22 protein-coding genes are annotated in these 21,764 nt (G+C 66.6%); 11 read left to right on the forward strand and 11 right to left on the reverse strand.

From position 1 onward, the window contains the following. The 10 genes from ACROSR_RS15340 to ACROSR_RS15385 all read left to right on the forward strand — a co-directional run. Nucleotides 1-2,868, forward strand: a 2,868-nt coding sequence (locus ACROSR_RS15340) for a formate dehydrogenase subunit alpha (RefSeq protein WP_432686580.1), incomplete at its 5' end; no start/stop codon positions are given. 12 nt (nucleotides 2,869-2,880) lie between these two features. Then, nucleotides 2,881-3,477: a formate dehydrogenase FDH3 subunit beta gene (fdh3B, locus tag ACROSR_RS15345; protein ID WP_432686582.1), complete on the forward strand. Its 597-nt coding sequence runs from the start codon at nucleotides 2,881-2,883 to the stop codon at nucleotides 3,475-3,477. A 128-nt stretch (nucleotides 3,478-3,605) separates the two neighbouring features. After that, the gene (locus ACROSR_RS15350; RefSeq protein ID WP_432686584.1) at nucleotides 3,606-4,817 is read left to right on the forward strand and encodes a formate dehydrogenase subunit gamma; all 1,212 of its coding nucleotides are present in this window, start codon (nucleotides 3,606-3,608) and stop codon (nucleotides 4,815-4,817) included. Nucleotides 4,818-4,836: 19 nt separating this feature from the next. Continuing rightward, a complete protein-coding gene (locus tag ACROSR_RS15355; RefSeq protein WP_432686586.1) occupies nucleotides 4,837-4,974 on the forward strand; it encodes a hypothetical protein in 138 nt (45 codons plus the stop codon). 314 nt (nucleotides 4,975-5,288) lie between these two features. Then, a complete protein-coding gene (locus tag ACROSR_RS15360; protein ID WP_432686588.1) occupies nucleotides 5,289-6,452 on the forward strand; it encodes a D-alanyl-D-alanine carboxypeptidase family protein in 1,164 nt (387 codons plus the stop codon). Beyond that, nucleotides 6,449-7,075 (forward strand): dTMP kinase, encoded by a 627-nt coding sequence (tmk, locus tag ACROSR_RS15365; RefSeq protein WP_432686590.1) that lies wholly within the window; start codon nucleotides 6,449-6,451, stop codon nucleotides 7,073-7,075. The genes ACROSR_RS15360 and tmk overlap by 4 nt, the downstream gene beginning before the upstream one ends. After that, nucleotides 7,072-8,172, forward strand: coding sequence for a DNA polymerase III subunit delta' (locus tag ACROSR_RS15370; RefSeq protein WP_432686592.1), 1,101 nt, complete (start codon nucleotides 7,072-7,074; stop codon nucleotides 8,170-8,172). The genes tmk and ACROSR_RS15370 overlap by 4 nt, the downstream gene beginning before the upstream one ends. A gap of 18 nt (nucleotides 8,173-8,190) precedes the next feature. Continuing rightward, nucleotides 8,191-8,982 (forward strand): TatD family hydrolase, encoded by a 792-nt coding sequence (locus ACROSR_RS15375; RefSeq protein ID WP_432686594.1) that lies wholly within the window; start codon nucleotides 8,191-8,193, stop codon nucleotides 8,980-8,982. Next, nucleotides 8,982-9,779: an MBL fold metallo-hydrolase gene (locus tag ACROSR_RS15380; protein ID WP_432686596.1), complete on the forward strand. Its 798-nt coding sequence runs from the start codon at nucleotides 8,982-8,984 to the stop codon at nucleotides 9,777-9,779. The genes ACROSR_RS15375 and ACROSR_RS15380 overlap by 1 nt, the downstream gene beginning before the upstream one ends. 4 nt (nucleotides 9,780-9,783) lie before the next feature. Then, nucleotides 9,784-10,713 (forward strand): AEC family transporter, encoded by a 930-nt coding sequence (locus ACROSR_RS15385; protein WP_432686598.1) that lies wholly within the window; start codon nucleotides 9,784-9,786, stop codon nucleotides 10,711-10,713. A 27-nt stretch (nucleotides 10,714-10,740) separates the two neighbouring features. Here the strand turns inward: ACROSR_RS15385 and ACROSR_RS15390 are convergent, their stop codons facing one another. The 11 genes from ACROSR_RS15390 to lgt form a co-directional block, all read right to left on the reverse strand. Then, nucleotides 10,741-11,436, reverse strand: coding sequence for an ABC transporter ATP-binding protein (locus ACROSR_RS15390; RefSeq protein WP_432686600.1), 696 nt, complete (start codon nucleotides 11,434-11,436; stop codon nucleotides 10,741-10,743). After that, nucleotides 11,420-12,145, reverse strand: coding sequence for an ABC transporter ATP-binding protein (locus ACROSR_RS15395; RefSeq protein ID WP_432686602.1), 726 nt, complete (start codon nucleotides 12,143-12,145; stop codon nucleotides 11,420-11,422). Before ACROSR_RS15395 ends, ACROSR_RS15390 begins: the two co-directional genes overlap by 17 nt. Then, the gene (locus tag ACROSR_RS15400; RefSeq protein ID WP_432686604.1) at nucleotides 12,142-13,074 is read right to left on the reverse strand and encodes a branched-chain amino acid ABC transporter permease; all 933 of its coding nucleotides are present in this window, start codon (nucleotides 13,072-13,074) and stop codon (nucleotides 12,142-12,144) included. Before ACROSR_RS15400 ends, ACROSR_RS15395 begins: the two co-directional genes overlap by 4 nt. Continuing rightward, nucleotides 13,071-13,997: a branched-chain amino acid ABC transporter permease gene (locus tag ACROSR_RS15405; protein ID WP_432686606.1), complete on the reverse strand. Its 927-nt coding sequence runs from the start codon at nucleotides 13,995-13,997 to the stop codon at nucleotides 13,071-13,073. Before ACROSR_RS15405 ends, ACROSR_RS15400 begins: the two co-directional genes overlap by 4 nt. 13 nt (nucleotides 13,998-14,010) lie before the next feature. Continuing rightward, the gene (locus ACROSR_RS15410; RefSeq protein ID WP_432686608.1) at nucleotides 14,011-14,640 is read right to left on the reverse strand and encodes a hypothetical protein; all 630 of its coding nucleotides are present in this window, start codon (nucleotides 14,638-14,640) and stop codon (nucleotides 14,011-14,013) included. Nucleotide 14,641: 1 nt separating this feature from the next. Beyond that, the gene (locus tag ACROSR_RS15415) at nucleotides 14,642-15,925 is read right to left on the reverse strand and encodes an ABC transporter substrate-binding protein (RefSeq protein WP_432686610.1); all 1,284 of its coding nucleotides are present in this window, start codon (nucleotides 15,923-15,925) and stop codon (nucleotides 14,642-14,644) included. A gap of 92 nt (nucleotides 15,926-16,017) precedes the next feature. After that, on the reverse strand, nucleotides 16,018-17,379 hold the full coding sequence (locus tag ACROSR_RS15420; protein ID WP_432686612.1) for a hypothetical protein: 1,362 nt from the start codon (nucleotides 17,377-17,379) through the stop codon (nucleotides 16,018-16,020). Between the two features lie 147 nt (nucleotides 17,380-17,526). Then, entirely contained in the window at nucleotides 17,527-18,279 is a 753-nt protein-coding gene (locus tag ACROSR_RS15425) for a Hint domain-containing protein (RefSeq protein ID WP_432686614.1), read from the reverse strand. 326 nt (nucleotides 18,280-18,605) lie between these two features. After that, complete coding sequence (gene pgeF / locus ACROSR_RS15430) at nucleotides 18,606-19,361, reverse strand: peptidoglycan editing factor PgeF (protein WP_432686616.1); 756 nt, start codon at nucleotides 19,359-19,361, stop codon at nucleotides 18,606-18,608. Beyond that, nucleotides 19,358-20,422, reverse strand: coding sequence for a class I SAM-dependent methyltransferase (locus tag ACROSR_RS15435; RefSeq protein WP_432686618.1), 1,065 nt, complete (start codon nucleotides 20,420-20,422; stop codon nucleotides 19,358-19,360). Before ACROSR_RS15435 ends, pgeF begins: the two co-directional genes overlap by 4 nt. Further along, entirely contained in the window at nucleotides 20,419-21,309 is an 891-nt protein-coding gene (gene lgt / locus ACROSR_RS15440; RefSeq protein ID WP_432686620.1) for a prolipoprotein diacylglyceryl transferase, read from the reverse strand. The genes ACROSR_RS15435 and lgt overlap by 4 nt, the downstream gene beginning before the upstream one ends. A 99-nt stretch (nucleotides 21,310-21,408) precedes the next feature. On the opposite strand from lgt, the gene ACROSR_RS15445 reads away from it, so the two are divergent. Then, complete coding sequence (locus tag ACROSR_RS15445; protein ID WP_432686622.1) at nucleotides 21,409-21,654, forward strand: accessory factor UbiK family protein; 246 nt, start codon at nucleotides 21,409-21,411, stop codon at nucleotides 21,652-21,654. Nucleotides 21,655-21,764 lie beyond the last annotated feature (110 nt).

The raw sequence follows: 21,764 nt of genomic DNA on the forward strand, positions 1-21,764 counted from the left end.
GCGCGACGCCCGCAGCGGACCGGGATCCTGTCCAACACCGACGGCGGGGCCGTTGATCGGCGCGCCTTTCTGCGCGGTAGCGGGCTGGCCATCGGCGGCCTTGCCGCCCTTGGCGCGACGGGCGGCACCGTCACCCGCGCCACCGCCCAGAGTGCCGCCGGCGAGGCGGTGAAGACGGTCAAGTCCGTCTGCACGCATTGCTCGGTCGGCTGCACGGTCGTGGCCGAGGTGCAGAACGGCGTGTGGACGGGGCAGGAACCCGGCTGGGACAGCCCCTTCAACCTTGGGGCGCATTGCGCCAAGGGTGCGAGTGTCCGAGAGCACGCGCATGGCGAACGCCGCCTCAAGTACCCGATGAAGAAAGAGGGGGGCGAGTGGAAGCGCATCAGCTGGGAGCAGGCGATCGACGAGATCGGCGACGGCATGATGAAGATCCGCGAGGAGTCGGGTCCCGATTCGGTTTATTGGCTGGGCAGCGCCAAGCATAATAACGAACAGGCGTATCTCTTCCGCAAGTTCGCCGCCTACTGGGGCACCAATAATGTCGACCACCAGGCGCGCATCTGCCATTCGACCACCGTCGCGGGCGTTGCGAACACGTGGGGCTACGGCGCCATGACCAACAGCTACAACGATATCCACAATTCCAAGTCGATGATCATCATCGGCGGCAATCCCGCCGAGGCGCATCCGGTCTCGCTTCTGCATGTGCTGAAGGCCAAGGAACGCAACAACGCGCCGCTGATCGTGTGCGATCCGCGCTTCACCCGCACCGCCGCGCATGCCGACGAATTCGTGCGTCTGCGTCCCGGCAGCGACGTGGCGCTGGTCTGGGGGATCCTGTGGCACATCTTCGAGAACGGCTGGGAGGATGAGCAATTCATCCGCACCCGCGTCTGGGGCATGGATCAGATCCGCGACGAGGTCGCCAAGTGGACCCCCGACGAGGTCGAACGCGTGACCGGCGCGCCGGGCAGCCAGCTGCGCCGCGTGGCGCGCACGCTGGCCAACAACCGCCCCGGCACGATGATCTGGTGCATGGGCGGCACCCAGCACACCAACGGCAACAACAACACCCGCGCCTATTGCATCCTGCAACTCGCGCTCGGCAACATGGGCGTCGCCGGCGGCGGCACCAACATCTTCCGCGGCCATGACAACGTGCAGGGCGCGACGGATCTTGGCGTTCTGTCGCACACCCTGCCGGGCTATTACGGCCTGTCGCAAGGCGCGTGGGACCACTGGGCGCGCGTCTGGGGCGAGGATCCCGACTGGCTTGCCGATCGCTTCGCGACGGCGACCACCACGGCGGGCGAGGATCAGCCGCTGCAATATCTCAGCGGCATCCCGGTCAGCCGGTGGATCGACGGCGTCCTCGAAGACCCCGAGAACATGGACAACCCCAACAAGGTGCGCGCCATGGTTCTCTGGGGGCATGCGCCCAACAGCCAGACGCGCGGCAAGGAGATGAAGACGGCGATGGAGGCGCTCGACATGCTGGTCGTGGTCGATCCCTATCCGACTGTCTCGGCGGTCATGCAGGATCGCACCGATGGCGTCTATCTGCTGCCGGCCTGCACCCAGTTCGAGACGCGCGGCTCGGTCACCGCGTCGAACCGCTCGCTGCAATGGCGCGACCGCGTGGTCGAACCGCTGTTCGAGAGCATCCCGGACGAGGTCATCATCGCCAAGTTCGCCAACAAGTTCGGCTTTGCCGACCGCCTGTTCCGCAACATCGAGATGGACGATGCCGAGACCCCGAATGTCGAAAGCATCACCCGCGAGTTCAATCGCGGCATGTGGACCATCGGCTATACCGGGCAATCGCCTGAGCGGATGAAGCTGCACATGGCCAACCAGCATACCTTCGATCGCACGACGCTGCGCGCCAATGGCGGGCCGGCTGATGGCGACACCTACGGTCTGCCATGGCCCTGCTGGGGCTCGCCCGAGATGAACCATCCCGGCACGCATATCCTGTATGACATGTCCAAACCCGTCTCCGAAGGCGGCCTGACCTTCCGCGCCCGTTTCGGCGTGGAACGCGACGGCGACAACCTGCTGGCCGAGGGCGTCTATTCCGCCGGCTCGGATATCGAGGACGGCTACCCGGAATTCACCATGCAGATGCTGATGGATCTGGGCTGGGACGGCGAGCTGACGGACGAGGAACGCGCCGTCATCGACGGTATCGCCGGGGCCGACACCAACTGGAAGACTGACCTTTCGGGCGGGATTCAGCGGGTGGCGATCGCGCATGAATGCGCGCCCTTCGGCAATGCCAAGGCGCGCGCCGTGGTCTGGACCTTCCCCGATCCGGTGCCCATCCACCGAGAGCCGCTTTATACCAACCGGCGCGACCTGGTGGCGGATTACCCGACCTACGAGGACCGGCACGCCTACCGCCTGCCGACCATGTATGCCTCGATCCAGAAGAACGACTTCTCTCAGGATTACCCGATCATCCTTACCTCCGGCCGGTTGGTCGAGTATGAGGGGGGCGGCGACGAGACCCGGTCGAACCCGTGGCTCGCCGAGCTTCAGCAGGACATGTTCGTCGAGGTGAACCCGCGCGATGCCAACAATATCGGCATCCGCGACGGCGCGCAGGTCTGGGTCGAAGGGCCCGAGGGCGGCCGCGTCAAGGTCATGGCGATGGTCACCGAACGGGTGGGCGCGGGCGTGGCCTTCATGCCCTTCCACTTCGGCGGCCATTTCGAGGGGCGCGATCTGCGCGACAAGTATCCCGACGGGGCCGATCCGTATGTCCTGGGCGAGGCGAGCAACACCGCCCAGACCTATGGCTATGACAGCGTCACCCAGATGCAGGAAACCAAGGCGACTCTGTGCAAGATCGTTGCGGCATAAGGAGATAGACCAATGGCAAGATCAAAATTCCTGTGCGACGCCGAACGCTGCATCGAATGCAACGCCTGCGTCACCGCCTGCAAGAACGAGCACGAGGTGCCATGGGGCATCAACCGTCGCAAGGTGGTGACGATCAACGATGGCAGCCCCGGGGAACGCTCGATCTCGGTCGCCTGCATGCACTGCTCGGACGCGCCGTGCATGGCGGTCTGCCCGACCGATTGCTTCTACCAGGACGAGGAGGGCGTGGTCCTGCACTCCAAGGACCTGTGCATCGGCTGCGGCTATTGCTTCTACGCATGCCCGTTCGGTGCGCCGCAATTCCCGCAGGCGGGCAATTTCGGGTCCCGTGGCAAGATGGACAAATGCACTTTCTGCAAGGGCGGTCCCGAGGAAAACCACAGCCAGGCCGAGTTCCAGAAATACGGCCGCAACCGGATCGCCGAGGGCAAGCTGCCGATCTGCGCCGAGATGTGCTCGACCAAGGCGCTGTTGGCCGGGGATGGCGATACCGTGTCGGACATCTACCGCGAGCGTGTCGTGGCGCGTGGCTTTGGGTCCGGCGCGTGGGGCTGGGGCAGCGCCTACGGCCAGCAAAGCGGCGGCTGAGACCAAGACGCCGATGCCGGGTGCCACCATGGCCGCCCGGCATCGGAAACTTTCAAAGTTTCCGGTCCGATTTCCTTGAAGGAAATCGGCGCGGATCACACGGGTCGATCACAGCATTCGAGGATATCATGCGCGCATTTCTCAGCCTCGCCTTGTGTTGCCTGCTCGCCATGCCGGCCCTTGCGCAGGAGGCGCCCGCGTCGTCCGGCGGGGACCGCGCCGCGACGGGTGGCGCGCAGACACTTGAAGACATCCTCGCCCGCCAGCGGGACGCGGCCGTTGACGACACCTTCCGCCGCGAGGCCATCGGCAACCCCGACGATGCGGCGGGCATGGCCGGGCAATTGGGCACGCTTGGCGGTGCCTCGGATGCCGAGGTCTGGCGCGCGCTGCGCTACGGGCTGGCCGATGTGACGGTCTCCTCGGGCGGGCCCGAGGCGCGAGTGCTCATCCAGGATGCCGGCATGTCCTGGCTGGAATTTCGCAAGGGCCCGCTCTCGACCTACGGGGCGTGGCTTCTGGGGATCACGGTGGCGCTGCTGGCGCTGTTCTTCCTGCTGCGCGGCAGGATCCGCATCGACGGCGAAAAGACCGGCCGTACCGTGACCCGCTTTCAGGCGGTCGAACGCTTCGGGCACTGGCTGATGGCCGGCTCCTTCGTGGTGCTGGCGATTACCGGGCTGGTGGTCCTGTTCGGCCGGACGGTTGTGATCCCGCTGCTGGGGCATGAGGCCTTCTCGACCGTCGCCGTGGCCTCGAAATGGGTGCATAACAACATCTCCTGGGCCTTCATGCTGGGCCTCGTGATGGTGTTCTTTATGTGGGTTCTGCACAACATCCCCAACCGCACCGACCTGAAATGGCTGGCCGTGGGTGGTGGCATGTTCTCGAAGGGCGTGCACCCGCCGGCAAAGAAATTCAACGCCGGGCAGAAGATGATCTTCTGGGCCACGATCATATTCGGCGCGTCGATATCGGCCTCGGGCCTGTCGCTGCTGTTCCCGTTCGATCTGCCGATGTTCGCCAAGACCTTCGCCGTGCTCAACGACACCGGCCTGCCGCAGCTCGTGGGTTACGGTGCGCTGCCTGAAACGCTCGCCCCGCACGAGGAGATGCAGCTTTCCACGCTCTGGCACAGCATCATGGCCTTTGTCCTGACCGCGATCATCATCGCGCATATCTATATCGGCTCTGTCGGCATGGAGGGCGCGTTCGATGCGATGGGCACGGGCGAGGTCGAGGAGCAATGGGCCCGCGAACATCACGGGCTGTGGCTGGAAGAGTTGCAGGACAAGGGCCACGCCCGTGACCCCGCAAAGGCCGGAACGCCCGCGCAATAGCCATGAGGGATGCAAGAGAATGAAAGCGATGATTGCAGCCTTTGCGGCCTGTGCGGTGATCGCGGCGGCCGCCCCGACGGTGCTGCACGAACTGGGTTATACCTCTGCCGCGAAACGCGCCGGCGACGCCGTTCGACTGGGTGACGCGGCGCGGTGACCAAGCATGCCGAACGCGGCGGGCTGGGGCCAGGGCCGGGGTGCGACCTTGCCGGGGTACTGTGCCCAGGGCCGCGTCCCGTGGGCCGTGACGATTGCGTCGAACGGGCAGACGGGCGATAAACGCGCCGCGTTGTCCGAAAATGCATGACGACCGACAGGCGGCACGATATAGGCAGCCTTGCCACACCGGCACGGTGCGGCGTATCCGTGTGCCCCACGCGGGGGATGTCGTGTGGGCCGTACGACGCAAAGATCGATGGGAGAGGCCGTGATCCTGTCTGTCCCGTCACAACCCGACCTTCGGAGGCTGTGATGCGCTCAATCCGTTTTCTTCTTGCGCTCGTTCTGGCGGGGGGGCTTGCCCTGCCGGCCGCCGCGTTCGAGACAAATGCCCGCGCGGCCTATGTCATGGACATGACCACGGGCACGGTTCTGCTGGACAAGAACGGCGATGTGCCGCTGCCGCCGGCCTCCATGTCCAAGCTCATGACGCTGTACGTCGCCTTCGAGGCCGTGCGCGAGGGACAGCTTTCGCTGGACGAGCGTCTACCGGTCTCGGAACACGCGATGAGCTATGGCGGCTCGACCATGTTTCTCGACACGACCGACCGGGTCCGGGTCGAGGACCTGTTGCGCGGCATCGTCGTGCTGAGTGGCAACGATGCCTGCGCCGTGATCGCCGAGGCGCTCAGCCCGGATGGGACCGAAGCCGGTTTCGCGCGGTTCATGACGCGGCGCGCAGAACGGATGGGCCTGACAAGTTCGGTCTTCAAGAATGCCAGCGGCTGGCCGGCCGACGGCCATGTCATGAGCATGCGCGATCTCGCGATCCTGTCCCAACGGATCATCGAGGATTTCCCCGAATTCTATGAGATGTTCGCGGAACGCGAGTTTCGGTTCGATGGGCGCGCACCCAGCAACATCTACAACCGCAACCCCCTTCTTGGCCTCGATATCGGTGTGGACGGGCTCAAGACCGGACATACGCAACAGGCGGGGTACGGGCTGGCCGCGTCGGCCAGTCAGGGTGACAGGCGCGTGATCTTCGCGATTTCGGGTCTCGATTCGGCGGGCGCGCGCGCGCGTGAAGGCGAGGCGATCATCAACTGGGCCTTCCGGCAATTCACCCGGAAATCCGTCCTCCAGGCGGGTGCGGAGGTCGCGCGCGCGCCTGTCTGGATGGGTGCAACGCGCACCGTCGGGCTTGCACCGGCAGAGGATCTCGATACGCTTTTGCCGGCGCTTGGTGGCGACACGGTCGCGGCAGAGGTGGTGTATACCGGCCCGATTCGCGCGCCGGTGACCGAGGGCGACAGGCTGGCCGAACTGGTGCTCAAACCCGACGGGCTGCCCGAGACCCGCGTGCCGCTTTTCGCCGGCGAGACCGTCGCGCAAGGGGGCTTCATGCAGCGTTTGCAGATCGTCTCGGGGCGTCTGGCACAACGGCTCTGGCGCAATATCGAGGGGCCGCTTTGAGTGGGCCCGGTCTGTTCATAAGCTTCGAGGGGATCGACGGGTCCGGCAAGTCCACCCAGGCCCGCAGGCTGGCCGATGATCTGCGTGCGGCGGGCCGCGAGGTGGTGCTTACCCGCGAGCCGGGCGGCAGTGCCGGGGCAGAGGATATTCGCGCCCTTGTCCTTGACGGTGACACCGACCGCTGGTCGCCCGAGACCGAGGTGCTTTTGTTCACCGCTGCGCGGCGCGACCATCTGGAACGGGTGATCGCCCCCGCCCTGGAGGCGGGTGCGGTGGTGATCTGTGACCGGTTTGCCGACAGCACCCGGATCTATCAGGGGCTGGGCCGCGCCGATCTGCGCGGGCTGGTGGACCAGTTGCACGACCTGATGATCGGGCGCGAGCCGGATCTGACCATCCTCATAGATATCGCGCCGGATGTGGGGCTTGGCCGGGCCCTGTCGCGCGGTCGCGGCGAGGCACGGTTCGAGGCGTTCGGGGTGGACCTTCAAAGGCGGATGCGCGCGGGGTTCCTGGCGCTGGCCGCAGAACAGGCCCCCCGCTTTGCCGTGATCGACGGCGGGCGCGAGATGGACGCGGTCGCGGCCGATGTCGCGCTTGCCGTGCAGGCGCGCCTGTCATGACCGACGAGACCTTGCCGGACCCCGACCGCGTCGAAGGCGCCCCGCATCCGCGCGAGACGGCGCGACTGATCGGGCAGGGCGCGGCAGAGGCGGAATTCCTCGAGGCCGTCACCACCGGACGCCTGCATCACGCGTGGCTTCTCACCGGGCCGCGCGGTGTCGGCAAGGCGACACTGGCCTGGCGCATCGCGCGGTTTCTCTTGGCCGACCAGCAGCAGGACGGCCCGCCGGCCCAAGGGCTGGATGTGGACCCGGCGCATCCGGTCGCGCGACGTGTGATGGCGCTGTCGGATCCGGGGCTTTATCTTCTCAGACGCGGGGCCAATGACAAGGGGGACAGGCTGGCCGCGGAAATCCGCGTCAGCGAAGTGCGCAAGCTGGGCAATTTCTTCGCGCTCTCCTCGGCGGATGGCGGGCGGCGCGTGGTGATCGTGGACAGCGCCGACGATCTCAACACCCAGGCCGCGAATGCGTTGTTGAAGATGCTTGAAGAGCCCCCCGTGCGCACCGTGATGCTGCTTGTGTCGCACCAGCCCTCGGCGTTGCTGCCGACCATCCGGTCGCGCTGTCGCGTGGTGCGGCTGACCCCACTCGGGGCCGAGGACATGGCGACAGCACTTGAACAGGCTGGGGTCACGCCCGAGGGTGATCCCGTGGCGCTTGCCGAACTGTCGAGCGGATCGGTCGGTGCGGCGGTGCGGCTGCTGAACCTCGACGGGCTCAAGACCTATGCCGAACTGGTGGGCCTGCTCGACACGCTGCCGCGCCTCGACCAGGCGCGGGCGCTGAAACTGGCCGACAGCGTGGCGGCGCGCGGTGCCGAGGAACGCCGCGATCTGCTGTTTGCGCTTGTCGATCTGTTCATGACGCGGCTGGCGCGCACCGGCGCGCTTGGCGCGCCGCCGATCGTCGAGGCCGCGCCGGGCGAGGCGGCGCTTCTGTCGCGGCTGGCGCCCGACGCAGGCCGCGCGCGGGCGTGGGCTGACTGCGCCCAAGAGATCGGCGCGCGGGCGCGGCATGGTCGGGCGGTCAACCTTGACCCTGCCAGCCTCGTCCTAGATACGGTGTTCAGGATTCAGCAAACCGCAAGGGGGTAGCCCCGGCGAGGGAGAGGCATGGACACCGACATCCGCATCACAGACAGCCATTGCCATCTCGACTTTCCCGATTTTGACGATGACCGCGCGGACGTGCTCCAGCGTGCCAATGAGGCCGGCGTGCAGCGCATGGTGACGATCTGCACCAAGCTGCGGCAGGAACCGCGGGTGCGCGCTATCGCCGAGGCGCATAGCGGGGTCTTCTATGCCGCAGGCACGCACCCCATGTCCGCGGCCACCGAGCCGATGGTCACCGTCGACGAGCTGGTCACGCTGGCCGATCATCCGAAATTCGTTGGTATCGGCGAGTCCGGGCTGGATTACCACTACACCGCCGAGAGCGCCCAGATTCAGAAGGACAGCCTGCGCGTGCACATCGCCGCCGCCCGTGAAACCGGCCTGCCGCTGATCATTCATGCGCGCGACGCCGATGGCGACATGGCCCGCATCCTGTCCGAGGAATACCGCAACGGCGCCTACACGTGCGTCATGCACTGTTTTTCCTCGGGGCCCGATCTGGCACGCGCGGCCCTCGATATGGGGTTCTACCTGTCGATGTCCGGAATCGCCGCATTCCCCAAAAGCCAGGCGTTGCGCGATATTTTCGCAAGCGCCCCGGTGGACCGGATCCTTGTGGAAACGGACGCGCCCTATCTTGCGCCGCCGCCCTATCGCGGCAAGCGCAACGAGCCGGCCCACACCGTCCATACGGCCCGCAACGGGGCCGAGGTGTTCGGCATGGATTGGCCGGATTTCGCCGCGCAGACCGAAGCCAACTTCGAACGGCTGTTTTCCAAGGCGGTGCTGTGATGGCCGAGCTGCGCTTTACCATTCTGGGCTGCGGGTCGTCCGGCGGCGTGCCGCGCCTTGGCGGACACTGGGGCGATTGCGATCCGGACAACCCGCGCAACATGCGGCGGCGCTGTTCGATGCTGATCGAGCGCGAGACCGAGGGCGGCGTCACCCGCGTGCTGATCGACACCTCGCCGGACCTGCGCGCGCAGCTTCTGGATACGGGGATCGGTGCGCTGGACGCCGTGGTCTATACCCATTCCCACGCCGATCATGTCCACGGTATCGACGATCTGCGCATGATCGTCTTCAACATGCGCGCGCGTCTGCCTGTCTGGGCCGATGGTGACACGCAGAACGCGCTTTATTCGCGTTTCGGCTATGCCTTCATGCAGCCCGATGACAGCCCCTATCCCCCGATCCTCGACATGCACACGATCGACGGGCCGTTCGAGATCGAGGGTGCGGGCGGCGCGATCGCGCTGACGCCCTTTCAGGTCGCGCATGGCTCGATCGACGCGCTTGGGTTCCGGGTCGGGGATCTGGCCTACCTGCCGGATGTCAACGAGATCCCCGAAGCGGCGTGGACCACGCTGCAGGGTCTTGATTGCTGGGTGCTGGATGCGCTGCGGCGCACGCCGCACCCCACGCATGCGCATCTCGATCTGGCGCTTGACTGGATCGCGCGCGCCGCGCCGCGCCGGGCGGTGCTGACCAACATGCATATCGACATGGACTACCAGACCGTGGCGGACGAGACACCCGCGCACATCACCCCCGCCCATGACGGGATGATCCTGCGCTACACGGTCTGAGCGGATGCAGGCGCTCATAGAGGTAATTCTGCCGGTCTTTCTGGTGATCGGGTTCGGGTATCTCGCCGTCTGGCGCGGCTGGTTCAGCGATGCCGGGGTGGACGGGCTGATGACCTTCACCCAGAAATTCGCGATTCCCTGCCTGCTTTTCGCGGCGATCGCCCGGCTCGACCTTGGTCAAAGCTTTGAATGGCGCTTGTTGCTGAGTTTTTACGCGGGCGCCCTGTCGGGGTTCACGCTTGGGCTGATCGGCGGGCGTTTCCTGTTTGGCCGCTCATGGGAGGATTCGGTCGCCATCGGGTTCTGCGGCCTGTTTTCCAATTCCGTGCTGTTGGGTCTGCCGATCATGGAGCGCGCCTATGGCGCGGATGCGCTGTCGCCCAATTTCGCCATCATCGCCGTCCATTCGCCGGTCTGTTACGGGGTCGGGATCACCGTGATGGAGGTGGTCAAGGCCCGCGGGCAGGCCGGGTCGCAGCTTGTGGCCAAGGTCGCGCGGGCGATGTTCTCGAACACGTTGATCATCGGCATCGGGGCGGGGTTCGCGGTCAACCTGACGGGGCTGCCCTTGCCGGGACCGTTCAACGACGCGGTCGACCTGATGGTGCGCGCGGCGCTTCCCGCGGCGTTGTTCGGTCTGGGGGGTGTCCTCGTGCGCTACCGCCCCGAGGGCGACATGCGCGTGATCCTCTATGTCTGCGCGCTGTCGCTTGTGGCGCATCCGCTGATCACCTACGGGCTTGGGCTGGCCCTTGGTCTTTCGGTCGAGGCGCTGCGCGCGGCGGTGGTGACGGCGGCGATGGCACCGGGGATCAACGCCTATATCTTTGCCAATATCTACGGCCATGCCCGGCGCGTCGCGGCCTCCAGCGTGCTGATCGCCACGGGGCTGACGGTGATCTCGGCGTGGCTTTGGTTGCAGGTGCTGCCGTAGCGGCGTCGTGATCCGGCGTCGCCGCCGTCAAACCCCAAGGTACCGGTCGGCGATCCGGGGATCGTTGCGCAGGTCGTCCACCGTCATCACCGGGCCGTTCTGGCCGTTTTCAAGAAACGCCACCCGGTCGGCGACCGACAGCACCGCGTCCAGCCGGTGTTCAACCAGCAGGACCGCCACCCCGCGCGTCCGCATGGCGAGGATAACCTCGCGGATCGCGGCGATCATCGACGGCTGCAATCCCTCGGTCGGTTCGTCCAGCAGCAGCACGCGGGGCGCGAGACACAGCGCCCGCGCCATGGCAAGCATCTGCTGCTCGCCGCCCGACAGGGTCTGCGCGCGTTGCGACATCCGGTCGCGCAGGCGCGGAAAAAGATCGAGCACGTCTTCGCGTGTTGTCGCGGTGCCCCCGCCGGCCATCAGCCCGACCTCGAGGTTCTGCGCAACACTGAGATCGGCGAAAAGCCGTCGCCCCTGCGGCACGTAGCCGACGCCGGCGCGCGGAATGCGATGCGCGGCCAGATCGCTTAGTCCCGTATCATCAAGCTGCACGCGGCCGGAAGTGAGCGGCAACAGCCCCATGATCGCACGCATCAGCGTCGTCTTGCCCGCGCCGTTGCGCCCCATCAGGCACAGGATCTCGCCGTAATCGACGGCCAGCGACACGTCGCGCAGCACCTGCGCGCGGCCATAGCCCGCGCCGATGTTATCCAGCCGCAGCATCAGGCGGCCCCCCCAGATAGGCGGCCTGCACGGCGGCGTCGGCGTGGATCTCGTCCGGTGTTCCCTCGGCCAGCACACGGCCGCCGTCCAGCACCGTGATCCGCTGCGCAAGCGCCATGACCACGCGCATGTTATGCTCGATCAGCAGGATCGTGGTGGTCCGTGCCAGATCGCGGATCAGCGTCTCGAAGCCCGCGATCTCGCCCTCGGACAGGCCCTGGGTGGGTTCGTCGAGGATCAGCAGGCGCGGGCGCTGCACGATCCCCATGGCCACTTCCAGCAGCCGCTGGTGCCCATAGGCCAGATCGCCCGCCTCGGCCTCGGCCTGTGCCGCCAGCCCGACGCGGTCCAGCGCGTCCCCTGCCGCCTGCCTTGCCGCCGCGCCACGGCGGTGGCGGCGTGCGGCCAGACCCACGTTCTCGGCCACGCTCAGTCGCGTGAAAACCGAGGTGATCTGGAACGTGTAGGCCATGCCCCGCGCGATCCGCCGGTGCGCGGGCAGGGACGTGACATCCTGCCCGTCGAAGATCACCCGACCGGCCGTCGGCGCAAGCCGCCCGGCGATCAGCCCGACAAGCGTCGTCTTGCCGGCGCCATTGGGTCCGATCAGCGCGCGGATCTCGCCCTCGTGAAGGTCGAAATCGACGCCCTGAACGGCGTGCAGCCCCTCGAACTGCTTGGCAAGCCCGCGTGTGGACAGCAGCATCACGGCAACCCTTTCCACAGCCGGCGCCGCACCTCGCCCATGATCCCCTGCGGCGCGAACAGCGTCAACAGCACCAGCGCGACCCCGGCGATCAGCATGTGCGCCGTGGTGATGTCGGAACTCAGGTCGATCAGGTAGAACATGAACAGCGTCCCGACAAAGGGCCCCAGCACCGTCCCCGCGCCGCCCAAAAGCACGTAAAGCAGCGGCAGGATCGAATACTGCACCTCGGCAAAGCTCGCCCCGACATAGCCGAACAGGACGCCATAAGCCGCCCCCGCCGCCGCCGCCATCGTCCCCGACATCACCATCGCGGCGAACTTGTGCGCGAAGGGGTCGTAGCCCAGCATCTGCGCCCGCGCCTCGTTCTCGCGGATGGCGATCAGAACCCGGCCGAACGGCGTGCGCACCAGCCACAGGCACAGGCCGAGGCAGATGGCAAAAAGCGCAAATGCCGCCAGATATCGGATATCCGCATCGCTGAGGTCCAGCCCCCACAGCATGCGCCCGGCCTCCGGCACGACGAACCCCTCGTCGCCGCCGGTGATTTCGGAAAAATGCAGGATCGTCAGCGCGCCGGCCTGTGCGAACATCAGCGTGACGATCATGAAGGCCACGCCGCTCGTGCGTAGGGCCAGAATCGCGAGTGCCGCCGACACCACGGCCCCTGCCGCGATGCCCGCAAGCAGCGCTGGCCCCGCGCCCCAGCCGAGATGCTGCACCGCAAGGCCGGTGCCATACATCCCCGCCGCGAAGAACAGCGCATGCCCAAGGCTCAACAGGCCGGTATAGCCGAACAGGATGTTGTAGCCCATGGCGAAGCTGGCCAGCACCATCACACGCGCCAGATTGCCGTGATGATAGGCCGGCAGCACGAAATGCAGCCCGAACAGCAGCGCCAGCAGCCCCAGATGCAGCGTTGCGGCCTTCATGGTGCGCGCGTTCCGAACAGGCCCTGCGGCCGAAAGACCAGAACCAGCGCGACCAGCAGCGTGGCAAGGATCTTGGCCAGCGTGGGCGAGAAGAAGACCGAGATGATCCCGTCCGACAGACCGATCAGCACGGCGGCCAGCACCGTGCCGGGCAGGCTGCCAAGGCCGCCGATGATCACCACGATGAATGACAGAAGCAGCGGGTCGGCCCCCATCAGGTAATGCGCTTGCTGGATGGGCACGATGAGCACCCCGGCCAGCGCCGCCAGTCCCGCGCCAAGCCCGAAGGTCAGCGCATAGACCCGCGCCACGGGGATGCCAAAGGCCGTGGCCATCTCGCGATCCGCCTGCGTCGCGCGCATCACGAGGCCGAACCGGGTGCGTGCCATGACCGCCCAGACCGCGCAGAGGATCGCGGCGGCGGCACCGATCACCGCCAGCTTGTACGATGTGGTGCCCAGCCCCCAGGGCCAGACCATCTGCCAGCCCTGCGGTCCGTACTCCGGCCAGGGGATCGCGAGGCGCGTGTCGAACGGGGCCTCGACGGGACGCGCATCGGGTCCGTAGATCATCAGGGCCGATTGCTGGATGATGTATAACAGGCCGATCGTGGCGACGATGGTGCGCTCGGGATCATGGTCCAGCCGCTTGAGGATGGTCACATCGGCGGCCATGGCAAGGGCGCCGACGATCAGCGGCGCGCCGATCAGCGCGGCCGCAAAGCCCCAGCCGGCGGGCCCGCCCACCATCTGCGCGATCCACCAGGCAAGGACGGCGCCCAGCATGAAGAATTCGCCATGCGCGATATTGACCACCCGCATGACCCCGAAGACGAGGCTGAGCCCCACGGCCGTGAGCGCCAGAACCGCCGCCGTCACCGCGCCCTCGATCGTGGCGAGCATCAGGTAGGGGCCGAGATCCATCAGGCCGTCCGGGTCATTGGGCGTCCCGCGCGGCGTATTCCGTTCCGCCCACGAGAAAGCGCCTGTCCTCGGTGATGGTCACGATCTGCCCGTGCTCGCGCTCCAGCTTGCGGGCGGTTACCGCGTCGCGCGGCTCCCAGTCATAAAGGGGATCCTCGGCCACCGGCACCCATGTCAGCTGTCCACCCTTGCGCCACGGATCAAGCACGATGCCCGCATCGTAGGCGTCACCCCGTGCGCTGATGATCGCGGTACTGTGTTCCAGCCGAAAGACGTTCTCGGCATTGGCGATGGCGCGGTGCATTTCGAGCGTGCGGAACTGTTCCTCTTTCAGCCGCGTTTCGATGTCGCGCGCCCAGTGCCAGCACAGGCCGGCGGGCTTTAGGCCCATGTTCACCTTGGTGTTGTGGATGAGCGGCGGGTCAGTGATCTCGTATTCGCGCGCCAGCGTCGCGGTATGCCTGTAGGCGACGCGTGCCGCACGCCTGGCCTCGTCGGGGTCCACCTCCGGTCCGAGCGCGCGGATCGCCGCGGCGAGGCGTGTGACCTCGCCGGGATGGGCCGGGGGGGGCGGGCCGCCGCATCCGGCAAGCACCAGTGCGGCGAGCATCGCCAGCACAGTGGTCAACAGCGTGTGCCGCATTTCAGAACGGCCTCAGGGTGTAATCGACCTGATCGGGATAGACCGACGCATCGATCGGGGTTGTGTGCACCCGTGTCAGATCGCCGTTGCGCACCTGGCTGATGAACTGGTGCCCGAAGACCTGATGCGTCCGGCCGTTGAACCGCTTGGCGCCCTGTGGATGCGCAAGGCTTTCGGGAATGTCCTCCATCGCCTCGACCGCCTCGATCAGGCCTTGGCGGTCGCGCGCGTCGCGATATCCCGCTGCCTCCATCCCGGCCTTGATGATGTGCAGCGTTTCCCAACAGCCGAACATGTGCCCGTAGGTCGAGACATCGGCGGGGTCGTGCACCGAGGCCCCGCGCGCATCGACGCCGACGGCGGCGCGATAGGCGGCCTCGTGCACGCTTTCGTCGGGCTGCCGGTGGCGGCACATGCCCTCCCAGAAATGGCTGCCTTCGAGGAATTCCAGACCGGGGCTGTCGATCGCCACGGCCTCGAGGCTGTCGATGAAGCCGAACAGCTCGGGTCCGCGCCCGCCGAAGAACTCGCCCAGCTCCTTGACGAAGGTCAGCACGGCCGGCCCGACCATCACGTGATACAGAATCTCGGTCTCGCGCGGGATCTTCGGGAAATAGCGCGTGAACGAGGTCTCCGAGGGCGGGATCGCGATCTTCGCCAGGATCTCGCCGCCCTGCGCCTCGATCGCTGGGCCAAGCGCGTCGCGGTGATCGTAGCCGAACCCGTAATCGGGAAAGATCATCGTCACCTTCTTGCCAAGCGTGTCGGTGATGAAGGGCGCCATGGCGATGACCTGGCTTTTGACGTCGGTGATGCCGGGCTGCAACGTGTAGCGGTTCAGTGCGCCCGACGACACATGCGTGCCCTCGGAGACCACGAAATAGGGCATCTTCAACTCGCCCGCGCGGGGCGCGGACCCGGTGACGACATTGGAAAACAGCGGCCCCAGAACGACGTCGCAGTCATGCTGATTGGCGAATTTCTCGACCACCTCGGCGCCGCGCTTGGGGTCGGTGCCGTCATCCTCGGCGATGATCTCGACGGGGCGGCCGTTGATGCCGCCGCCCTCGTTGATCTTTGTCAGCGCGGCCTGGGTCGCGCGCCCGTACCAGCGCCCATAGGCGGCCCCGATGCCGGTGCGGTGCTGCTGGAACCCGATCCGGATCGGGGCGGCGCTTTGCGCGTGGGTGAACCGCGCCGAAAGCGGCAGCGCGGCGGCAGCGGCCCCGCCGGCCAGCGTTCCAAGGACGGCGCGACGCGAGGGTGTCTTCAGCCGGGTGGTCATGAGGTGATCCTCCGATCGGTCAGATGCGGGCGGCGTGGCCCTGTTGCGCGCAACTTGCGCATCCGGTGACCGCATGTCCAGTCCCGAGACACTCAGGCCCCCCTTGGCGCGGCCAGAAGCCACAGGCCAAAAACGGTATAGGCGACCATGAACACCGCCAGCGGCGCCTGCGAGAACGCGGCGTGCCGGGCGCCGTGGCCCGCGCGTATGGCGATGGCATGGGCCAGAATAATCGCGATAACGTGGCCCGCGACGACCACCCCGGCCTGCGTCATCCAGATCGCGTGCACGATGCCGGGGGTGGCAAGGAACCCGGCGCTGACATGGATCTGTCCCGCGCCGACGGCCTCGGCCAACCAGGCCAGCACGTATTGGCCGTCCAGCAGAAAGCTCGTGAGGTAGTGGGCGACGTGATAAGCCAGCGCGATCGGCAGTATCGTGGGGGCATAGCGGCAGACAAGCACGCGCAATGCGACACGCCCGCCCGCCAGCCGGTCCCCCAGCAACAGGCAGCCCGCGAATACCGCGATCAGCGCCCCTTGGGCGGCCAGCAGGCCCGTCAGGTTGGGCCAGACCACCGCCGAGCGACCGGGAAATTCCAGCGGGTTGTGTCCCAGCAGGCCAATCCACAGGAAGGTTTCGTTGAACCCGTCAAAGCTGCCGCTGCCAAGCAGAAGAAGCATCAGGATCGCCAGCCCGAGGGGCGGCACTGGCGCGGTGAGACTCCGCCAGCCCGGCAGGCCAAGCGCCAGATGCCCGCGCGCGCGCCCGAAGATGCCCACCCGCGCATAGATGCGCATCAAAAGGGTGATCCCGTCGGCGCGCAGCAGCCACGGCGCGCCGAAAAGTAGCACGGCGGTCATCGTGATCGCCCAGTATCCGCCGACCGCGACCGCCAGACGGGCCGGATCGGTCGGTGCGGGGTCGGCGAGAAGAAACCCGGCAAAGGCCAGAAAGCTCAGCACGCCGGGCCAGTGCCCCAAGGTGCGCGGGTAGCGCAACGGCGCGCGCCGTCCGCTGATCCGCCCGATCATGGCCGCGAGGCCCGTCCACGGATTGATGAAACGCCAGAGATCGCCCAACAGCCCCTGAAGGCTGACCAGGGCGATCCAGAACACCACCCAGACCGACAGGACCAGCGGGTTGGCCATGGGATCGCGCGTCCCGGCAAGGCCGCGCCAGACCAGCCACAGCAGGATCACGGTGGCCACAAGACTTGTCCAATGCGCAGGACACGCACGCCCGCGCGCCAAGGCAACAGGGCGAAAGACACCGCGCGCGACAGTGTCGGGCAAGACCGCCAGGATTGCGACGGTCAGCGCCACGCTGACCCCGCCTGCCACGATATAGACATCCGTCGGCAAGAGCAGCACGAATCCCGGATCGGACGCATGCGCCCACAGGAGCCCAGGCATGAGAACCATGAAAATCGCGCTGATACCGATCCGTGACACGTGACGGTCCTTGCGCTGGTGATATCGGCGATATCATGGCGCAATCGCGCCCTGCGTGAAAGACGCAAAATGCGCGCAGGTGGGCCCGTTGCAATGGTCCTCTGGCGACGCCCGCGATCGCCGGGCGCCCGCAGGGTCGTGGGGATTTCAGATATCCAGCGCGTCGGGCATGTCGAGCGGCAGGCGCAGATGCGCCAGCGGTCCGAAATCCCTCGGGGACTCGATATGCGGAAAAAGCGACAGGAAAAGCCGTAATGTTTCCTTGTCGAGGCCGCGATCAAACCGCGCCCCCGGATGGAAGCTTTCGGTTGCGAGACCGTTGGCGGTGATGACCGCGTGCTGCCCGAGGCATAGATGATACAGCGTCACCGACTGACGCTGGGTCACTTCGAATATCTGCATCCCGTCCGCCATCGCGCGCGCCGGGGTCAGAACGGGATCTGCCCCCACCCGTGCCCGCAGATGGCGTGGATGGGACAGCAGGCGTGCGCCCGGACCGACCATGAGGTCCGAAAGCGGGCGCATCACCCCAAGCGCATCGGTCATGATCCGGGTAAGCCTGATGGGCGTGTCCGCCTTTTCGGTCCGGCCCACGGTCATCGATCCGATCCATCGCACTGTCTGCTTGCCGTGCTCTGCCGTCACGACCCGGTCACCGGGCAGCATATCCTCGATCGCGATGGGTCCGCATGTCGTGGTGATGAGCGTGCCGCGGACAAAGGCGGAATGCGCCGAGTCGAAAAGCGGGCTTGCGGGCGCATCCCGATCCAGCTCTTGGACCTCGCCGCGATCATCAAGCCACTGCGCCCGGTACCGGCGGGTGGGGCGAATTTGCAGATTGTGCGATGCGGCGGCGTGCAAGATGCTGCCACCGCCCTGCGTCAAGGGTGCGGTCGTCATGTCATGTCACTCTCATGCCAAAATATTACGTGTCGAATATCGCAATGCGGCCTTCGCTCCGATGGTCGATGTCACCTAGTCGAGGCCTTGACCGCAAATCTTGTGCCAGCCGCGATGTCCGGGTCAAATTTCAGTGGGAATTTGGTCTGTCTTGCGCATAATATCGCTTTGCGCCGATATTCATCCGCGTTGCGAGAACAATCCTGCCACAGTTGTGTTTCGGTGGACCGCCCGGACGAAGATTGATTCGCCTGCATCGTCGTCAGGGTCCGGGTGCGATCAGGCGCGACGCCACCACACCTGTCGCATGTGGTGGCAGGGCCCTGTCAAAGGCGGATCGTTGAAATCAACCGCCCGTAATCGGCCTCGCCGGCATGTGTGCTGCGACGGTAGGAATAGAACCGTGCGGCATCGCCATAGGTGCAGTGGCGCGTCCATTCCGCCTGACCGACGCCTGCGCGCCGCAGGCGGTGCAGACCGAATCCGGGCAGATCGAAATGATACCGCCCGTCATGGCCGTTGGCAAAAAACCGTGCATTGTCAGGATCGTCGGCGATGAAATCCTCCAGGAAATCCGGACCCACCTCATAGGCGGCCTGGCTGATCGAGGGGCCGATCACGGCCGTGATGTGATCGCGTGTCGCGCCCAGTTGCTCCATCGCGTCGACCGTCGCTTCGAGCACCCCGTCGAGCGCCCCGCGCCAGCCGGCATGCGCGGCCCCGATGACCTGCGCCCGCCGATCCGCGAACAGGACCGGCTGGCAGTCGGCCGTCAGAACCCCAAGGGCCACTCCGGGTGTCGTGCTGACCATCGCGTCGCAGCGTGGCTTGTCGTGGACCGGGCCGGTGATCCGGATCACGTCCGCCGAATGCACCTGTTGCACCGAGACGAGGTGCTCGGGCGCGACCTCCATCGCGCGGGCGACGCGGGCGCGGTTGATCCTGACGACCTCTGTTTGGTCCGAGGATCCCGGCCCGCAGTTCAGCCCCGAGAACACGCCCGACGATGCCCCGCCGCGTCGGGTGAAAAACCCGTGGCGCAGGGGCGCAAGGCTGTCCGAGGTCAGAATTTCAAGCGTCATGGCTCCAGTCCGGGCGGCGGTGCGACCGTCGAGGGGTGTAGGGCGAGCACCTTGAAGAGCGTCCCCATTTCGGCCGGATCGGTCAAGCGTCGAAATGCGGCGAGATGGCTGTCGCGGGCCGGTCCGTCGAGATTTTGCGCCAACGCCTCGGCGCGCGCCGCGATCCCGAGACGCGCCAGCAGCATGCCTTGCGGGACAAGCTGTGCGTGCGCCGCGGGGCTTGCGGCTTGGGCAAGGGCCTCGAAATCCACATGCGCGGTCAGGTCGGCTGCGCCCGGCGCCTCCAGCGGATCGGTCGCGGCATGGCCTGCGACCGCCTGGAACGTATCCCCCAAGGACCGCCACCCGCCGTAATCGACGATCAGCGCCGCCCCGCCTTGTGCCTCGATCCGGGTACCGATTTCGCTTGCGATGGCCCGGCCCGGCGCGCAGGTCTCGACGATATCGCCGGGCTTGGTGTCGGCCAGCCGATCGACGAGGTCCGGCGGCGCCACCGGCGCGCCGAGCGCAAGGGTCAAAGCCTCGTCGCGCACAGCCACGAGGCGTTCGCGCCAGCCATCACCCTCGCGCTGAAATTGCCGGATCGGCAGCGCATCGAAGAATTCGTTGGCGACAAGGTAAAGCGGCGCGTCGGGCAGATCCTCGACCGTGTCATGCCAGGTGACGTCATGGCCGGCGAGCGTCCGCGCCTGAATATCCCTCAAGGCGGGCGAGGTCTCGACCAGGTGCACGCGCAGCGCGTCGTGAAACCCCGGCACGCCCTTCGTGGCGCGCAGCATGTCGGCCATCAGCGTGCCGCGTCCGGGGCCCAGCTCGGCCAGCACACAGGGCGCGGGCTGCCCTTGATCCAGCCATGTCTGCGCCAGACACAGGCCGATCAGCTCGCCGAACATCTGGCTGATCTCGGGCGCGGTGGTGAAATCGCCCTTTGCGCCGAAGGGATCGCGCGTGGCGTAATAGCCCATCTCGGGATGCATCAGGCAGGTCGCCATGTAATCCGCCAGCGTCATCGGCCCGGTGGTGGCGATCCGCGCGGCGATATGACGCCCGAGCGGGGTCATGCCGGGTGCGCCCGCCGTGCCCACAGGATCATGCCGATCCCGAACACGAGCATCGGCAGCGACAGGATCTGCCCCATCGTCAGGCCCCAGCCCCCGACATGCCACGCGAGGCCAAGAGGGTTGCCGGGGCTGATGAACTGCGCGTCGGGCTGACGCACGAATTCCACCGCGAACCGCGCCGCGCCGTAGCCGGCGAAGAACACCCCCGTCAGCGTCCCCGGCATCCGCAATGCGCCGCGCCGCCATCCCAGCCACAGCAGGACCACGCCAAGGATCAGCCCCTCCAGCGCCGCCTCGTAAAGCTGCGAGGGGTGGCGCGCGCACAGGCCGACGACATCGGGACAATCCTGCGCCGCCGCCCCCGGAAAGATAACGCCCCAGGGCAGGTCGGTGGGCCGGCCCCAAAGCTCGGCATTGATGAAATTCGCGATCCGCCCCAGAAGCAGCCCGACGGGGGTGACCATGCACAGCGCGTCGGCCACGCTCAGCCAGCGGATGCCGCGCCGCGCCGAGAACACGACGACCGCCAGCACCACGCCCAGAAGGCCGCCGTGAAAGGCCATGCCGCCCTGCCAGACAGCGAGGATCTGGTCCGGATTGGCAAGGTAATAGCCGGGCTGGTAGAACACCACGTAGCCAAGCCGTCCGCCAAGGATGACCCCCACGATCACCCATGTCAGCAGATCCTCGACCGCGCGCGCGTCCATCGGCGCGCTGTCGCCGGGCCATAGCGCGGGCCGGCGCATGCTGGCGACGACCAGCCGCCAGCCGATGACGATGCCGACGATATAGGCCAGCGCATACCAGCGCAGCGCGAACTCCATCCCGAAAAGCGAGATCGAGAACAATTCGGGGGTTACGTCGGGAAAGGGGATCATTGCCTGCATCGCAGTCTCTGTGCCTTTGCTGTTCGCGGAAAGTCAACCTTGTGAATCCCCGCAGTGACGCCATATGCTTGGCGAGACACCAATGACAGAGGCAACGCCATGCAGACGCGCAACAAGATGCTCGACGATATCAGCCAATTGATGACGAATGCCATGGGCGTGGCGCAAGGGGCGCGCGACGAGGCTGAAACCGCGATGAAATCCATGATCGACCGCTGGCTGGCCGACCGCGATTTCGTCACGCGCGAGGAATTCGATGCCGTGCGCGCGATGGCCCAAAAGGCGCGCGAGGAGAACGACGCGCTGAAGGCCCGTATCGAGGCGCTGGAAAAGGGATCATCCTGACCCGGTCCACCTACAGGGCAGGGCTGCACGCCTGCCGATTTGTGGACGGTGTGTAGGCGCCTTCAAGCACCCGAGGCGGTGAAAAACGGACGGCCCGCCGACGATCATGT

This window comes from Roseovarius tibetensis (assembly GCF_050896375.1).
Lineage (GTDB): Bacteria > Pseudomonadota > Alphaproteobacteria > Rhodobacterales > Rhodobacteraceae > Roseovarius > Roseovarius tibetensis.

What these genes read in the sequence shown, in the direction of transcription:
- pgeF (WP_432686616.1), bottom strand. Translation starts at nt 19,361, where the DNA reads ATGACGCTTGAAATTCTGACCTCGGACAGCCTTGCGCCCCTGCGCCAC.
- ACROSR_RS15355 (WP_432686586.1), top strand. Translation starts at nt 4,837, where the DNA reads ATGAAAGCGATGATTGCAGCCTTTGCGGCCTGTGCGGTGATCGCGGCG.
- lgt (WP_432686620.1), bottom strand. Translation starts at nt 21,309, where the DNA reads ATGCAGGCAATGATCCCCTTTCCCGACGTAACCCCCGAATTGTTCTCG.
- ACROSR_RS15375 (WP_432686594.1), top strand. Translation starts at nt 8,191, where the DNA reads ATGGACACCGACATCCGCATCACAGACAGCCATTGCCATCTCGACTTT.
- ACROSR_RS15380 (WP_432686596.1), top strand. Translation starts at nt 8,982, where the DNA reads ATGGCCGAGCTGCGCTTTACCATTCTGGGCTGCGGGTCGTCCGGCGGC.
- ACROSR_RS15400 (WP_432686604.1), bottom strand. Translation starts at nt 13,074, where the DNA reads ATGAAGGCCGCAACGCTGCATCTGGGGCTGCTGGCGCTGCTGTTCGGG.
- ACROSR_RS15385 (WP_432686598.1), top strand. Translation starts at nt 9,784, where the DNA reads ATGCAGGCGCTCATAGAGGTAATTCTGCCGGTCTTTCTGGTGATCGGG.
- ACROSR_RS15405 (WP_432686606.1), bottom strand. Translation starts at nt 13,997, where the DNA reads ATGGATCTCGGCCCCTACCTGATGCTCGCCACGATCGAGGGCGCGGTG.
- ACROSR_RS15390 (WP_432686600.1), bottom strand. Translation starts at nt 11,436, where the DNA reads ATGCTGCGGCTGGATAACATCGGCGCGGGCTATGGCCGCGCGCAGGTG.
- ACROSR_RS15370 (WP_432686592.1), top strand. Translation starts at nt 7,072, where the DNA reads ATGACCGACGAGACCTTGCCGGACCCCGACCGCGTCGAAGGCGCCCCG.
- ACROSR_RS15350 (WP_432686584.1), top strand. Translation starts at nt 3,606, where the DNA reads ATGCGCGCATTTCTCAGCCTCGCCTTGTGTTGCCTGCTCGCCATGCCG.
- fdh3B (WP_432686582.1), top strand. Translation starts at nt 2,881, where the DNA reads ATGGCAAGATCAAAATTCCTGTGCGACGCCGAACGCTGCATCGAATGC.
- ACROSR_RS15445 (WP_432686622.1), top strand. Translation starts at nt 21,409, where the DNA reads ATGCAGACGCGCAACAAGATGCTCGACGATATCAGCCAATTGATGACG.
- ACROSR_RS15435 (WP_432686618.1), bottom strand. Translation starts at nt 20,422, where the DNA reads ATGACCCCGCTCGGGCGTCATATCGCCGCGCGGATCGCCACCACCGGG.
- ACROSR_RS15360 (WP_432686588.1), top strand. Translation starts at nt 5,289, where the DNA reads ATGCGCTCAATCCGTTTTCTTCTTGCGCTCGTTCTGGCGGGGGGGCTT.
- ACROSR_RS15415 (WP_432686610.1), bottom strand. Translation starts at nt 15,925, where the DNA reads ATGACCACCCGGCTGAAGACACCCTCGCGTCGCGCCGTCCTTGGAACG.
- ACROSR_RS15425 (WP_432686614.1), bottom strand. Translation starts at nt 18,279, where the DNA reads ATGACGACCGCACCCTTGACGCAGGGCGGTGGCAGCATCTTGCACGCC.
- ACROSR_RS15410 (WP_432686608.1), bottom strand. Translation starts at nt 14,640, where the DNA reads ATGCGGCACACGCTGTTGACCACTGTGCTGGCGATGCTCGCCGCACTG.